Source organism: Paenibacillus sp. IITD108, from assembly GCF_036541265.1.
Taxonomy (GTDB): domain Bacteria; phylum Bacillota; class Bacilli; order Paenibacillales; family Paenibacillaceae; genus Pristimantibacillus.
The window spans coordinates 49,077-64,723 of sequence record NZ_JAZHCT010000010.1; the positions used below are offsets into that span (position 1 = coordinate 49,077).

Annotated in this window: 12 protein-coding genes; 8 read left to right on the forward strand and 4 right to left on the reverse strand. The window is 45.6% G+C overall.

The features are described from left to right. The first annotated feature begins 3 nt into the window (after nucleotides 1–3). From V1L65_RS11040 to V1L65_RS11055, 4 genes are all read left to right on the forward strand, one after another. Nucleotides 4–2,310 carry a helix-turn-helix domain-containing protein gene (locus tag V1L65_RS11040; RefSeq protein ID WP_331699199.1) on the forward strand — a complete coding sequence of 769 codons (2,307 nt, stop codon included), beginning with the start codon at nucleotides 4–6 and terminating at the stop codon, nucleotides 2,308–2,310. Between the two features lie 66 nt (nucleotides 2,311–2,376). After that, nucleotides 2,377–4,491, forward strand: a complete 2,115-nt coding sequence (locus V1L65_RS11045) for a hypothetical protein (RefSeq protein ID WP_331699200.1) — start codon at nucleotides 2,377–2,379, stop codon at nucleotides 4,489–4,491. Further along, nucleotides 4,488–5,378 (forward strand): NAD(P)-dependent oxidoreductase, encoded by an 891-nt coding sequence (locus V1L65_RS11050; protein ID WP_331699201.1) that lies wholly within the window; start codon nucleotides 4,488–4,490, stop codon nucleotides 5,376–5,378. Before V1L65_RS11045 ends, V1L65_RS11050 begins: the two co-directional genes overlap by 4 nt. A gap of 4 nt (nucleotides 5,379–5,382) precedes the next feature. Next, a complete protein-coding gene (locus V1L65_RS11055) occupies nucleotides 5,383–5,658 on the forward strand; it encodes a YciI family protein (RefSeq protein ID WP_331699202.1) in 276 nt (91 codons plus the stop codon). 223 nt (nucleotides 5,659–5,881) lie between these two features. Here the strand turns inward: V1L65_RS11055 and V1L65_RS11060 are convergent, their stop codons facing one another. The 3 genes from V1L65_RS11060 to V1L65_RS11070 all read right to left on the reverse strand — a co-directional run bounded on the left by V1L65_RS11060 (nucleotide 5,882) and on the right by V1L65_RS11070 (nucleotide 9,270). Next, nucleotides 5,882–7,327, reverse strand: coding sequence for an NAD-dependent malic enzyme (locus tag V1L65_RS11060; protein ID WP_331699203.1), 1,446 nt, complete (start codon nucleotides 7,325–7,327; stop codon nucleotides 5,882–5,884). Nucleotides 7,328–7,507: 180 nt separating this feature from the next. Next, the gene (locus V1L65_RS11065) at nucleotides 7,508–8,257 is read right to left on the reverse strand and encodes an IclR family transcriptional regulator (RefSeq protein ID WP_331699204.1); all 750 of its coding nucleotides are present in this window, start codon (nucleotides 8,255–8,257) and stop codon (nucleotides 7,508–7,510) included. A gap of 83 nt (nucleotides 8,258–8,340) precedes the next feature. Next, nucleotides 8,341–9,270 (reverse strand): AraC family transcriptional regulator, encoded by a 930-nt coding sequence (locus tag V1L65_RS11070; RefSeq protein WP_331699205.1) that lies wholly within the window; start codon nucleotides 9,268–9,270, stop codon nucleotides 8,341–8,343. Between the two features lie 147 nt (nucleotides 9,271–9,417). Between V1L65_RS11070 and V1L65_RS11075 the strand changes: the two genes are divergently transcribed. Both V1L65_RS11075 and V1L65_RS11080 read left to right on the forward strand, forming a co-directional pair. Next, the gene (locus tag V1L65_RS11075; protein WP_331699206.1) at nucleotides 9,418–10,158 is read left to right on the forward strand and encodes a ThuA domain-containing protein; all 741 of its coding nucleotides are present in this window, start codon (nucleotides 9,418–9,420) and stop codon (nucleotides 10,156–10,158) included. After that, nucleotides 10,151–11,185 (forward strand): Gfo/Idh/MocA family protein, encoded by a 1,035-nt coding sequence (locus tag V1L65_RS11080; protein WP_331699207.1) that lies wholly within the window; start codon nucleotides 10,151–10,153, stop codon nucleotides 11,183–11,185. The genes V1L65_RS11075 and V1L65_RS11080 overlap by 8 nt, the downstream gene beginning before the upstream one ends. A gap of 136 nt (nucleotides 11,186–11,321) precedes the next feature. Here the strand turns inward: V1L65_RS11080 and V1L65_RS11085 are convergent, their stop codons facing one another. Continuing rightward, entirely contained in the window at nucleotides 11,322–12,377 is a 1,056-nt protein-coding gene (locus tag V1L65_RS11085) for a hypothetical protein (protein ID WP_331699208.1), read from the reverse strand. A 427-nt stretch (nucleotides 12,378–12,804) separates the two neighbouring features. Between V1L65_RS11085 and V1L65_RS11090 the strand changes: the two genes are divergently transcribed. Next, nucleotides 12,805–13,821, forward strand: coding sequence for a response regulator transcription factor (locus V1L65_RS11090; RefSeq protein ID WP_331699209.1), 1,017 nt, complete (start codon nucleotides 12,805–12,807; stop codon nucleotides 13,819–13,821). Continuing rightward, a complete protein-coding gene (locus tag V1L65_RS11095) occupies nucleotides 13,822–15,621 on the forward strand; it encodes a cache domain-containing sensor histidine kinase (RefSeq protein WP_331699210.1) in 1,800 nt (599 codons plus the stop codon). Nucleotides 15,622–15,647: the final 26 nt, after the last annotated feature.

The window sequence follows — 15,647 nt, forward strand, 5'->3', positions numbered from 1 at the left end:
TTTATGATTAAAGGAAATAGCAGGGTAAAGCACGGCAAATATTTTTATAAACTTATTTGGCTTGGCTGCATATCTGCTTGCATTCCTTTAATTATGGCAAGCTTGGTGTACTATCAATTTTCAATGGAGCGTGTGCAGGGGCAAGTAAATGTAGAGAGTGAATCCTTTCTGTCAGTCATGAAGGATCGTTCCGAGCGGCTGCTGCAATCCATTGAACAGGAATCTTTCAAGCTTGCAATCGATCCGATCGTAACTGGCTTCTTACAGGAGATGGGCTACGAATATTGGGAGTGGCATTTGGAGCTGTTAAACCGGATGTCCGTAGTCAAAAATAGCGATAGCTTTATTAGTGAAATTTATTATTACAACCGCTTCGAAAGTACGGTACAGTCCAATCGCTATGGGGTAATCGCCAAAGAGCATTACCCCTATAGCGAAGATATTGATCTATTGCTTGCCAGTCAGCATATTTCTCAATGGGCCTTTATGCCAAAGGCGCAAATGGATGGATATATTACTTATTCAAGATTGCTTCGCAATTTGAACGGAGAGGTATACGGTGTAATAGCGTTTGAAATCGAAAAATCTTTATTTAGTGAATTTATGGATGCAGATACGTATTTAGTGCCTCAAGATCAGCAATTGTTTGTCGTTCATTATCAACGGACAGCTAAGCAGGAAGAAATGTCTTATGAGCAGATCTACAGTTTGCTTGAGCAGCTTTCCGCAATTTCTAGAATTGCAGAAAGCGATGAAAATACGGGCCGCTTTATTGCAGCGGGACTTGATGGCAATGATACACAGTTCAGGTATGCCAAAAACGTGTATGGACGAACTTATGTCATGATCGTGCCCGAGCAGCTGCTGTCGGAGCAGTTGAATTGGATTCGCGTTGTTACGATAATGCTTTTCGCAATATTTGTTTTATTTGCAATCCTATTAACTTATTTCATTTCGCGTCGAGCCTATAATCCAATCAGCGAGCTTGTAAAGCATAGCAGTGCGATTCAAGCCGGACAATTGGAAAGAGAGAAAAATGAGCTGGAGTATATTCAGGAATGTATGACCTTTTTGAATACGGAGACAAAAAAGCTGGGCGATTTTATATCCAGTATGAAGCCGACACTGCAAGACATTTTTTTGAGGCAGCTTGTATGCGGAGAGTATATGCATCCAGAGAGGCTGCTTCAAGATTGCAAGACGCACGGTGTGTCCGCTCACGCTATGAATGTCATTTTAATTGCAGATGCGGACAAAGCTGCGCAGGAAAACCGGTTCCGGCCCGATGAGAAGGGAATAATCGCCTTTGTTATTTCCAATGTCATGCAGGAGCTGATGAAGCAAGAGGAGCTAGCTGGATTTGTCGTTCCGGTCAATGGAATGGGCGCGGCGCTGCTGCAATTCCATACTGACGCGGAGCAGGCGTACATGAACAGTCAGATAACAAAGTATGCGCAGGCAATTGAGCAATCGATGAAGAGCTATTTGAAAATGAGTGTATCGATTGGAATTGGGCGCTGCTATTTGCATATTAAAGACATTGCTGTCTCGTTCAAAGAAGCGGAAAACGCTCTGCGGTACCGCGTATTGGAGCAGACAGAGACGATTATGTATATTGAGCAAATGGAAAGCGGCAAAAAGCAAGCGGCTTTTCGCTATCCGCGTGAAGCGGAAGCTGCTATCATACATGCTTTAAGTCACGAGGATCTCGATGCGGCGGCAAGCGCATTGAAGGAATTTATGCAAACGATCAAGCAATCGCAATCCTATCGTTCCATCTGCCAAAGCTATCTGCTTCTGCTGGCTCAATTCATTCATCATTTGGAAAGCAGCGGCGGAAGCCTGCTCGATATTTTGGAAGATGACTGGTATGGACAATTACAGCTCCAGCAATCCTCTCAGGATGTTTATGAATGGTTTGTCCATGTGCTCTTTCCTTTGTACTGCAGCATGCTGGCAAGCTATCGCAGCGAATCCGGCCAGACGGTCATACAACAGGTTTGCAGCTACATCCGCAAGCATTGCGGCGAGGATTTGTCCCTTATACAATGCGCAGATCAGGCGGGTATAAGCCCATCTTATTTAAGCAGGCTGTTCAAAAAAGAAATGGGCATTAATTTTCTGGATTATGTCGTGCAGTGCAAGGTGAACGAGGCGAAAAGGCTGCTTTCGGATACCGATATGCTGATTAGCGAGATAGCAGCGTCTGTAGGATATTCAGAGAGAAATTTGCATCGCATTTTTCAGCGGTATACGAATGTATCGCCAAGTACTTATCGCTCCCAGCAGCGCTTGCAGCTTCACATATAAGAGAGGTGCACATAGTTTGCCAAGGGAGTCATGCTGGGATCGGTAAAGGGTTAGGGAGGGAGCACAATGAAGCTTGTATATGATCATAGTAATGAGCTTGTCCGATTTGGGGTAGAGCAAATTAAGAAAAGCCTGGAGAATCGGGGTATTTATTATGCTGAGCAATATGCCTTGTACACGGCTGCCCCTGCTCCTAAGAAAGGGATAGTTGTGCAGCTGCTTGCTGTACGAAGCGGCAATGGAGCTGCAGCTGCTGACCCGAAGGTGCTGGAGCAATATGAGGAGCAAGCCTTTCGTTTAATCCGCATTGGTGAGCTGTACCGAATTGAAGCTATTGATGCGAGAGGGCTTATGTATGGCTGCCTGGAGCTGGCTGAACGGCTAGCAATGGGTAAAGCCATGGATGAGGGGGAGGAAATATATCGCGCGCCATTGCTGCGAATGCGCGGCATTAAATTTAATTTGCCCTTTGCCCCTTTTGATTCCGGCGATCCATTTGTACAAAATGAGGAAACTTGTCTGGATCTGGAGTTTTGGAAATCGTATATCGATATGCTCGCTCTTAATCGATATAACTGCTTGAGTCTATGGTCAGAGCATCCCTACGACATCATGGTCGTATCGCCAAAGTACCGGGCTGCCAATCCTTATTCTGACGATGAGATCAAGCGCAATATAGCTTTGTTTCGCAGTATTTTTCGCCATGCGGCCAGCCGCGGTATTGATATTTACTTATTCACATGGAATATTCGCATTACGAAGGAAGTTGCCAAAGGGCTGGGGTTGCCAGATGCTGTTGGCGATTATGGCGATATGTACAGCCATCTTATACACCGAACTGGCGTTACGTTTAACCGTTTCCGGGCAGAATCGCTGCTTATTCAAGATTATGTGCGCGAAATGGTATTGCAGCTTCTGCTAACATATCCGGAGCTGAAGGGGCTCGGAACATCAGCGAGCGAATGGATGGATGGCAGCGGATATGAGCGAGAAAAGTGGATTGTGGAAACGTATGTGGAGGCCATTGAGCAATCGGGGCGTGCCATTCCATTTATTCATCGGACTAACATGCAAAATGCAGGCAAGGAAATTAAAGAGCTCGTCCAGACTAGATTTAATAAGGATGATTTCTATATTAGCTGGAAGTATTCCAATGCACATGGCTACTCGCATCCTGAGCCGCAATTCGAGCAGCTATGGAACGCGTGGGAAGGGATTGACTTGGCAAGCACCAACGTATTGTATACGGTTCGCAATGACGATGTATTCACACATCGCTGGGGTGATCCGGATTATGTGCGGAGCTATGTGAAAGGCATGGCAAAGCCTTATGTGAAGGGCTTTTATTGGGGAGCGGACGGTTATGTGTGGGCAAAGGATTTCCAGCATATCGACTATGGGCATAAAACATGGCGTTACGATTATGAGCGTCATCTCTTTCAATTTCAGCTATGGGGCCGATTAGCTTATGATCCTGATACGCAGGAGAAAGTATGGGTTTACCTGCTGGCATCCATGTATGGTGATGAGCATGCGCCTATCTTTTTGCAAGCGCTGCGCAGCGCTTCTGCTATTATTCCAGCCGTTAACCGCTTGTACTGGCTCGATTATGATTTTCAATGGCATCCTGAAAGCTGCTTGTCCGAGGTTACGGGCTTTAAAACGATTATAGATTTTGTAAATGGCAAGCCAATGCCAGGAGTCGGCGTACAATCCATCGCAGAGTATGCTGCGCAAGAGAAGCAAGGAAGGTTTACGACAGCAAATTTGGAGACGCCTGTTTCCATTATTAGCTTATTGAATACGGCTGCAGATAAGACAGAGATGCTTGCCACTGAGCTTACGCAGCAGCTTGGTGAGCTAAGCTGCAGTCATTCTGCCTGCACGCTCTATGATTTGCATGCGTATGCCGAGATGGGACGTTATTATGCATGCAAGTTTTCAGCTGCCCTTGAGCTGCATCGATTCGGGCAATATGGCGAGCAGAAGTACAGGGAGCAGGCTGTCCAGCAATTGGAGAACGCAGTTTTGCATTGGGAGAAGCTGGGGTATTACTGGGGGCTTCACAATAAACCATATTTTATGGCAAGAGTGAAAAGAATGTTTGGCTACCCTTATTATTTAAATGATGTTCGAGCAGATATTGAGCTTGTTCGGCAATACGAAGGAGTGCAGAGATGAAGCTGACTTTTATTGGACTTGGCAATATGGGCTTGCCGATGGCAAACAATCTAGTAAAGGCAGGATATAATGTCATAGGCTATAACCGAAGCAAAGGTGCAGAACAGCGGTTTCTTGAAGAGGGGGGCAGCACCGCAGCTTCTCTTGCTGAAGCTGCAGCGGAGGCAGATATAATTATGACCTGCCTGCCTATGCCACGCGATGTGCTTGATGTCTATTTAGGTTCAAATGGAATAATAGAGCATGCCAAGCACGGCGCGCTGCTCATAGATTTTAGCACGGTGTCACCCGAAGTGAATAGGAAGACAGCTCAAGCAGCTAACGAAAAGGGGCTGCGGTTTCTTGATGCGCCGGTAAGCGGAGGAACTGTTGGAGCTGCAGCGGCAACACTTAGTATCATGGTGGGAGGCAGCAAGCAGGATTATGACGAGGCTCAACCTGTTCTGCGGAGATTGGGCTCTAATATTTATTATGTAGGGGAAACCGGCAGTGGGACAGTTGTCAAGCTGGTGAATCAATTAATGGTAGGCATTCATTCACAGGCGGCCAGCGAGGCGCTATTATTGGGAGAACGGCTTGGAGTAAAGCAGGAGCTATTATTCTCAATACTTGACAATAGCTTTGCGCAAAGCCGAATAATGGATCGCCACTACAGTCAATTTATAGCGAAAGACAGCTACACTGCTGGCTTCGCTATTAAACTATTGCATAAGGATGTTCAGCTAGCGAAAGAAATGGCTGCTGAACATCATATCAGCATACCGCTCGGAGAAGAAATCTTTCATATTTTGAGTGCCGCGGAAGCGAGTGGGCTGGCGGACAAAGATATGTCGGCAATTTATGTGCATCATAAAAATAATCAGTTACTACATCATAAAGGAGAATAATAGGATGAAAATATTCGCTTGTTTTTTACCTATGCTCGATCATGAGAAGAGCACAGCATACCGTCAGGAACATTTGGATTACTTGGAGAGCCAGCGTAGTGCGGGTCGCATCATTGCCAATGGCCGATTTGTAGATGGATGGGGCGGACTCGTTATTTATAAAGCTGCGACGATGGAGGAAGCTGTAAGCTACGCTGAGAATGATCCGTATATAATCAAGCAGGCAAGAACCTATGACATTCATGAGTGGGATATGGTTTCTACAGTACTCCAGCAATGATATAAAAATATATATTAAATAGAAGAGACCAAGCGCTGAAACTGGCAACTGTCCAGGGTTTCATCGGCTTGGTCTCTTTCTCTAAAATATAAGAAAGTATAAGTTTTTCCCTTTAATCAATTTTTTAATTGACTATGCTTATTAAGAAATTGATTTCAACCTGTTTCTTATATTTCATCGGTAAACGCGCCTGTCTCAAGGACGGCGGAGCCGTTTATCCTTGTTATTTCGCTGGCTGCGGCTCCTTGTCTGCTTGATCCTCGACGCGGAATTCAGGCGGAATCCGGCCAGCGACACCTGTATCGATAGCAGCCTCGACTACCGCATTGCGTACTCTCTCTACTACCTTATCATTAAATATGCTTGGCACGATATAATGCTCATTCAATTCTTCCGGACTGATGGTAGAAGCAATGGCTCTGGCAGCGGCTATCTTCATCGTTTCGTTAATATGCGATGCTCTGCAATCAAGCGCTCCGCGGAATATGCCCGGAAAGCAAAGCACATTATTAATTTGATTCGGAAAATCGCTCCTGCCTGTTGCCAATACGCGCACATATGGTTCAGCTGCATCAGGATCAATCTCCGGCTCAGGATTAGCCATAGCGAATACGATCGGATCAGCAGCCATTTTTTTCACATCCTCCACTTTCAGCACACCGGGGCCAGATACGCCAATAAATACGTCAGCATCTGCTATAACCTCGCTTAAAGAGCCATGAAGCTGATGAGGATTTGTCTTGTCGGCAATACGGTCAAGTGTAGGATGATGGTAAGGAGTACCGGGCACTAGGGCGCCGCAGCGGTCCACGGCAATAAGCTGCTTCACGCCGGCAGCAAGCAGCATTTCAATACAAGCGGCCCCGGCTGCGCCGACTCCGCATACGATAACCTTTATGTCGGCGATCGATTTGCGCACAAGATGGAGGGCATTTAAAAGGCCTGCCAGTATAACGACTGCCGTGCCGTGCTGGTCGTCATGAAAGACAGGAATATTAAGCTCCTCTTGCAGTCTTCTCTCGATCTCGAAGCAGCGCGGGGAACTGATATCCTCCAGGTTAATGCCACCAAATGTAGGCGAAATAGCTTTTACGATTTGTACGATTTCATCTGTATCCTTCGATTGCAGACAGATTGGGAATGCATCAATATCGGCAAATTGCTTAAACAGCATAGCCTTTCCTTCCATAACAGGCAGAGCGGCTTCTGGTCCAATATCGCCAAGGCCGAGCACGGCAGTACCATCTGATACTACAGCCACCGTGTTTCGTTTTATCGTAAGTGAAAAGGCCTTGCTTGGATCTTCATGAATAGCCGTGCTTATTCGAGCAACGCCAGGTGTGTATACTCTTGAAAGATCATCGCGGTTTTTAATTGGAGCTTTAGGCGTTACTTGTATTTTTCCGCCCAAATGAGCAAGGAAGGTACTGTCGGACATATGAATAATCGATGATCCAGGCAGTCCGCGAATCGTATCCATAATCGTTTGATGTGCATTTACGTTGAGCTGAACGGTAATATCAAGTATAGTTACCTGCTTGCCTGCTTGAAAGACGTCAACGGCATGAATGTCGCCTCCCGCCTTATTAATTGCCGTTGCTAATTCCCCGAACGTAAGTTTACTTTTGTCCAATTCCACACGAAAAATAACTGCAGTATGAATTGCCATAGACTCCACTCCATTCTGTTAAGAAAACAAGTGCTTAATTAGTTTGTTCATAATAATGAACAATGTTTATTATGCTGTGTTACTAATATATTCCTATACAAATGAAGGGATGTCAATGGGGAACATAAAAAAAGATCAACTAGGAATGGTTACATACCTGGTTGATCTTACTATTTTAAATTATATAATGGACGCTAATTGACTGGCAAGCTGGAGCATCTCTTTTGCCGCTTGTTCTTTTTTCGTTTCCCAGTGATGAATAGGGATCGAACAGCTTACAGCAGCAGCGGCTTCGCCATTTAATTTTTTAATAGGTGCCGCAATACAGCCGAAGCCCATTACGACCTCTTGAATATCAGTGGCATAGCCTGTCTGTCTGACCTTTTCAATATCTATAAATAGGCTTTTAGCGGAGTCAATCGTATAATCGGTATATTTACGAAACGGCTCAGCGGGAAGCAGTTGATTAATTTGATCGTTGCTTCTCGTCGAAAGCATAGCCTTGCCTAGTCCCGTAGCATACGCGGGAAGGCGAACACCGGGACCGGATACCATCTGTACAGGCGATGGCGCTTCTACCTTGGACAAGTAAAGAACCTCGTTGCCATCAAGCTCTGCGAGCTGGATGCATTCCTGCAGCCGCTGCATAACTGGCCTTGCAAAGCGCTGAAATTCTTCAATTATCGTATACTGCCTGAAGTAAGCATTGCCAAAGCTGCCCATAGCTGGTCCAAGCGCATACGTATCGCTGCGATCACGAATAATCCAATTCAATCTCTCCAGTGATTGCAGTAAAGAAAAGAGTGTGCTCTTGCTTATATTCAAATGGCGGGAAAGCTCAGACAGCTTCCACTTTAGCGGCTCTTCAGCTAACAGCTGCAATACCGCATTTGCTCGTTCCAGCGCGGGCACATTATATTTGGGCTCCATATCATCACATCCAAAGTTCACAATAATCAATTAATCTCGATCTTAGCATGATCGGCAGAAGGCAGTCAATTGGCATCGCTCAATCATTGCAAAGCTCCTTCACTTTTGAGATAGCGCTCGCGAAATTGCTTGGGCGAACAATCGTTGTATTTGCGAAAGCGGTCATAAAAGTGACCGATATTAGATAAGCCGACTGAATCAGCAATTTCCGCTATGCTGGCATCCGAAGTAAGCAGCTGCTGCTCTGATTTTTTGATACGCTTGAAGGCGATATAGTCGGTAAAGGACATGCCAATCGCTTTTTTGAACGTTTTGATAAAGTACGTATAGCTCATATTGACGGCTTGTGCGGCTATATTGACGGACAGCTTGCTTGCCAGATTTTCATCAATGTACGCAAGCGCAGGCTGCAACCTCCCAATGAGCTGGTTATGATCATAATTAAGCTCCTTCCGAACGTCATTGCGCAGCAGCAGGAGCAGCAAATTTTTAACCATAGCGGATACAGCCAGCTCATAGCCTAACTGGGCTTGGTTCATTTCTGCATAAATAGAACGAATGAGCTCAGCAGCATTTTTTCGCACGTTTTCGTTTTGTTGAAAAATATAATTTAATGAGCTGAGCGGACGAATAACTTCCGTAAAATGATGCATCAGGTTAACTGTGCTGGAATCCCAATATTGATTAAGCTGAATTTGCAGGACGATCTGACTTAAATTATCCTTCGCCTGGATCGTCATATGCGGCTCTGATGAACCAAATAGAACGATATCCCCCGGTTCGAGCAGCAGCTCATCGTCTTTGTAAAAGGCCAGCTGCGCGCCATTTTGTATGAGCAGAAATTCGATCTCAGGATGATAGTGCCATGTGAATTGGTGCTTGATTTTTTGATCGCTTTTTTGAAGTGCCTGATTTATAAAGTCCGGCTTGGCAGGTGAATCGATTTGCCAGACGCGAAGTGCGAGAAACGGGTTCTGATAAATAACATTTTCGTAGCGCATTTTATCAAGCATGGATGGGCTCCTTCGCCAAGGGTAGATTAAGTATTACTACTATAATAACAGAATACCGTAATAAAAGAGCGAAATAAGTAATCGCATAATGCAAACGCTTCTATTACAATGAAGGAAAAAGAACTACAACAAAAGGATGTGGCTAATATGTCAAAACGATTGCATGTTACGATTTGGAATGAATATCATCATGAGCGTCACAATGAAAAGGTTGCTTCCGTCTACCCTAAAGGGATTCATGCTGCTATTGCTGAAGGCTTGGAAAGTGCGACTAAAATTCGCACAGCTACGCTGGAAGAACCGGAGCATGGCCTGACCGAGGAAGTGTTGAACGATACAGATGTATTGATTTGGTGGGGACATGTTGCTCATAACGAGGTTTCTGATGAAATCGTAGAGCGCGTTCAGAAGCGTGTATGGCAAGGTATGGGCTTAATCGTACTACATTCCGGCCATTTTTCGAAAATTTTCAAAAAATTAATGGGTACTTCCTGCGATCTGAAATGGCGCGAGGCTAATGAGAAGGAGCGCATTTGGATTGTAAATCCTGGGCATCCAATCGCTGATGGCATTGGTGAATATATTGAGCTGCCGCATGAAGAGATGTATGGTGAGCACTTCGATATTCCTCAGCCGGATGATCTGGTGATGGTAAGCTGGTTCGAAGGCGGAGAAGTATTCCGCAGCGGCTGCTGCTATACGAGAGGAAATGGCAAGGTGTTCTATTTCCGCCCTGGACATGAAACTTATCCGACTTATTATAATCCGCAAATTCGCAAGGTTATCGATAATGCTGTTAAATGGGCAGCTCCTGTTGATCGCGAATATCCGCGCTATGGCAATGCGAAGCCTTTGGAATCGATAAAAGGAGTTTCCGGCGATGCTTAAAGTCGGAGTAGTTGGGACAGGGAACATATTCAAGCAAGCCCATTTGCCAGGCTGGCTTAGCAGTAAAGATGTCGAAATTATTGCCTTCTGCGACGCTTTCCGTGATTCAGCTGTAGCAGCGGCAAAGGATTTTCCAGATGCTAAAGTGTATGATCATTACAATGAGCTTCTGGACAATCCGGCAATCGATATTGTCGGGATTAGTACGCCGAATATATTCCACTCCGAAATTGCGATTGCTGCGCTTCGTAAAGGAAAGCATGTATTTTGCGAGAAGCCGGATGCGATCAATCCGCTTGAAGCTCAGAAAATGGCTGATGCTGCTGCCGAATCGGGCAAGCTGCTTATGACGATGCGCAATAACCGCTTCAGTGCAGAAGCACAGTTTATGAAGCGGCTTATGGATAAAGGCGAGCTGGGCGAAATGTATATGGGGCGCTGCGGCTGGATTCGCCGGCGCGGCATTCCTGGACGCGGAGGCTGGTTTACAACAAAAGAGCTGTCAGGAGGCGGGCCGCTGATCGATCTCGGCGTCCATATGATCGATATGGCGATGTATCTTGGCGGCAGTCTAAAGCCAGTTACGGTGTCGGGCTCTACGTATCGCAAGTTTGCCGATCAGCCAGATGCATCAGGCCAGATACCGAGCGGCACCTACGATGTAGAGGATTTGGCGGCTGGCTTTATCCGTTTTGACAATGGTGCTTCCTTGCAAATTGAATTTAGCTGGGCTTCCAATATAGCTGTCGAGCAGAAGTTTTTGGAGTGGAGAGGCACAAAAGGCGGCTTTTCTCTTATTAATGATAAGCTGAATATTTTTACAGAGAAGGAAGGCGCCCTTATCGATGAGCAGCCATCCTTCGCAGCTGCGAAAATCCCGCAGCATACTGCTAATATCCAGCATTTTATCGCTTGTGTGCTAGGCAAAGAACAGCCAATTATTACGCCTGAGCAAGGTGTGGATATGATTAAAATTTTAAGCGCGATTTATGAATCTGCCGATCGCGGCAAAGAGATTCGACTATAGCTTGATGAAGAAGAAGAGCGAGCTTGGGATGCAATCCCGAGGCTCGCTCTTCATTGTTTAAAATATAGGAACAGGTTTTCACTAAATACCTGTTCCTATATTTCATCGGTAACTTTCTAAAGGACGGCGGAGCTGTTTATCCTTGTTGAGATGCTGGCTTTACATGCTCAGAGCATTGCTTCACAAACGGATGCGGCTGATCAATAAAAAGATATAGTTGCTCTACCTCTTGCGTCACGCCAAAAATTTTAACTACTCTAGTTTTTTGCTTAAGCCGAATAAGCACATTGCCCTCAAAGCCGATAGGGATAAAAGAGGCTTTCATTTGCTGTTTGTCTGGAGCTTTGTAAGGAACAGCTTCAATTGAAGCGATATTGCTCCAAGCCAGTTCTGCTGCGAGCTGAACACCGTAGCGTAAAACAAGGCCGCGTTCAGATACAATCGCTGGATTTAATTTCATCGCGCGATAATCGCTAATCAGCAGTATGATGAAGTAGAGGTTGCCTACAGATAACAGCCAGGCTGCTGGATGCGACCAATTCATAACTAATATATGAATAATGATTCCTTCAAATAGAAGTATTTTTGAAAACGCAAGCACGGCAATGAACCAGCCGGATTCTTTATGGTAGCTGTATGCCGAGGTGCCGGGCTCTTGGTATGGCTTTTTGCCCCAAGACAGAAAAGCGTAATAGATCATACTGCACTCATGCTGCAGGAAAGCGGCTATCTTTTGATTCGAAATACTTGTACGAATACTTTTCTTTAAAGCTTCCAGCGGATGAACGCCGTTTGGAAGGTTTCGCCTGGCAGCTCGATAAGCTGCGGTGAGCTTATAAAAGCTGTAGCTGAGCAGCAGCAATTCCAGTGGAATAATGACAAATTTAAGTATAGTCAGCAAATCATGGCTGCTTGCTGGAAGGTAGAAATGCAAAGCGGCGAGCCCAAGCAGCATAAACGGAATGACTGCGACAATTTTTTTGCTAATCCTGCGATAAATCGCAAAGTAAAGCAGCAGCGGAAGCGCTACTGTGAAATCCAGCGCGATGCCTATCGTTAAAGCTTGCTCGTTTTCTTGAAACAGTGAGGATTGCACGACCCATTGATCAAAGAGAGCTATTAATAATATTACGGCAATAAGGCTAAAGGTGACCGCTCGATTTGGTTTGCTTATTTTATTAACGATAGCCATGCACGCCCTTTCTTAAACAACTTATGCTTGTTATCTAAAATAAACTATAAGGGATTGCGAATTGTATTCCAACAAGGATTTGTAAACAATGGTAAAAAAGCAATCTTTGTTTGACAAAATTATGTCTAGCCTGCAAAATGAGCCTGTCGATTAATTGTGGGCAACAATGGATAAGCAATAAGAAAAGGACACGGAGAGCAAGATTGGGAATGGAGAAGCGTCAGCGTCCGCCTTTGCAGGCCAATTTTACCCTAAACAGGCGTTAATTACTCAAGTAAATTGGACTACAACAGCGGTCGGAATCCCAAACTTGATCGCAGTGGCACCCCTTTCTATTGCTTGTTCACAATTAATTGACACTCTCAAAATAGGCACTACCTATTGTTTATTTTGAATGAGAAAACAATTATGGATAAGGAGAATGGACATGCATGTACTCGTTGTTGACGATGAGGTCATCATTCGTAACGGGATTAAACATATGATATCAACCTACAGGAAGCCTTTCAGCAGCATTAGGCTGGCTGAGAACGGTGAGCAAGCGCTTCAATTTATTGCAGATGCGGCACCGCAGCTCGTTATTACCGATATTCGGATGCCCAAAATGGATGGGCTCGAGCTTTGCAAACAGCTGTATGAGAAATACCCGTATATAACGATCGTTGTTATTTCTGGCTTTGCGGAATTCGAATATGCGCAAAAATGCATGAGCTATGGCGTGAAAAACTATTTGCTTAAGCCTGTCATTAAGCAGGATATGCATGAGCTGCTTTACAAGCTGTTAGTTGAGCTGGAAAAGGGAGTCGTAGAGCCGACGCAGGTCAAGCGGTGGATGGATGAAATTGTGGAGCAGATTTGGCAGCTGCAGCTGGATACGGCAACTGGCAGCATTGACGGCTGGCTGGATTACTGTACGGTAAAAACGGGGACACCAGGACAGTTGAAAATACTGCTTTCGGATTTTTATGCTGGCGTTATCGAGCAGCTGCAAATAAAAGGACATCAATCGTCGCTAATTGAGGCAGCGCTTACAGGCGGCAGCTTTGATCAGCTTAGAGGCAGCTTTCAGCGCAGCTTGCTGGAGCTGGCCAAAGAAATTATGCAGCGCAGAGGCGGCTATAAAGACGTGATGGATGAGGCGAGAGAATATATTGAGCAGCATTTGTCCCGTGAAGTGACGCTGGAGGAGGTGGCCCAGCATGTCGGGCTTACGCCTAATTATTTCAGCATGTATTTTAAGAAAACGATGGGGGTAACGTTCATTCATTACCGGATGAACAAGCGGATGGAGCTTGCTGAGCAGCTGCTTGCCCAGCCGCATTACCGCATTGTCGATATTGCGCATGAGGTCGGTTATGAGGATTATTCACATTTTGCCAAAACCTTCCGAAAAGTAAAAGGCTTGTCGCCTACCGAATATCGCGCGAGATTGGGGATCAAATAGATGGCAAGAAAAAGCAGACGGAAAACGCTTTTTAAACGTCTTTATTTATTTTTTACCGTCATTATTGTCATTCCCTTATTAGTACTGGGCTTATTTACGTATAACGGCGTATCAGAGAAGCTTCGCCATCAAGCTGAGACAAATATGGCTCAGGTTGTCAATGTGGCGACCACCCACTTGGAGCAGTATATTCGAAGTTATGAGAATTCTACCCTGTCGCTGCTTACGAATTTGGACATAAAAGAATATTTGGATGTGAGCCGCGAGCTGAATTATGAATATTATTACTACTCCTCGCGAATTAAAGAGTTTGCTTTGGATCCGATTATGATCAGGCATCCGGAAGTAAGCGCGCTGTATGTTGTCGGTCAAGACGGCCGCGTTGTAGCCGCAAATGCAGGCGCTTCCATTGACTTCACCAATGATTATGTTGAGCAATACATTGTGAAATTATTTGAGACGATGCCTGATAACGGCCAGCTCGTGCTGCTGAACAACAGCATTGTTTCCTCCAAGCAGGGACAAACGATAACGCTTGCCAGAAAAATCAGAGGCTTGCGCTCCATGGATTATAAAGGGATTTTGGCGATGGAGGTGCGCAGCGAGGATCTTTCTACGCTGTGGGAAGGCATTGAGCTGGGACCAAGAGGCTATTTCGTTATTGAGGATCGCGATGCCAAAATCGTCTATCATACAGATGCTTCAAAAATAGGCACCCAGCTGCCTGAGCTGCATCAAAAGGAGCTGCCCGTTAATCGCGTCATGTCTTACATTAGCGAGGTAGAAGGAGAGGAGCGCTTTATGATCGGGCGCCATTCCTCGTACACCAATTGGAATTTGCAGCTTTCGATTCCGATGGATGAGCTGCGTGCGCCGATTATCGGCATTCGTTCGGATATGATCTGGATCGGGGCAGCGGCGCTTATTATAGCGCTATTGCTTGCCTATCGCTTCAGCCAGTCGATTACAAGGCCGATTCAAAAGCTGCGCAAAGGGATGAAGCAGACGGAGAAGGGAGATTGGACTACTATTCCGCAGCAAGGCCGCAAGGATGAAATTGACGAGCTTGTACTGAGCTATAACTCGATGGTGCACAAGTTGTCCGATTTGCTGGAGCAAATTTATGAGGCCGAAAACACGAAGCGGGAAGCGGAGCTGGAGCGGCAGAAAGCGGAGCTGCAAGCACTGCAGCTGCAAATCAATCCTCATTTTTTATATAACACACTTGAGACGATTGTCTGCTTCCCGGCTGTCCAGGATTCAGACGAAGTATCGGAAATCGTAAAAAATATGGCCTATATGCTGCGCTATGCTGTCCAAACGAGTCTTGAAGAGATTACAGTAGCCAATGAGCTTAAGCATGTGCTGAGCTATATGACGATTTTGAAGCATCGGCACGGCAAGGAATTTGAAATCGAGGTGGAAATACCGCCTGATTATTTGCTGGAGAAGATGGTGCGGCTTACGATGCAGCCGCTGATCGAAAATGTGTTTCAGCATGCGTTTTTTGAAGGAATTGAAGAGCAGCACCGCATTATGATTGCGGCTCGCGTAACTGAGAATGAGTTTATCGTTTCTGTGCAGGATAATGGCTGCGGCATGAGCGAGGAGCAGCTTGTGAAGCTGCGCAGTAGGCTGGAGACGAAAAAGCTGACCGAAGTGAAGGAGGGCAAAGGCGGCATCGGCGTGCTGAATGTGCATCGGCGCATTCAGCTTGTATTCGGTGAAGCCTACGGCCTGCAAATAGATAGCGAGCTTCATAAAGGCACGACGATCAGCATGCATATGCCAAAATCGTAAAAGAAACCATAGCAACAAATATGAGC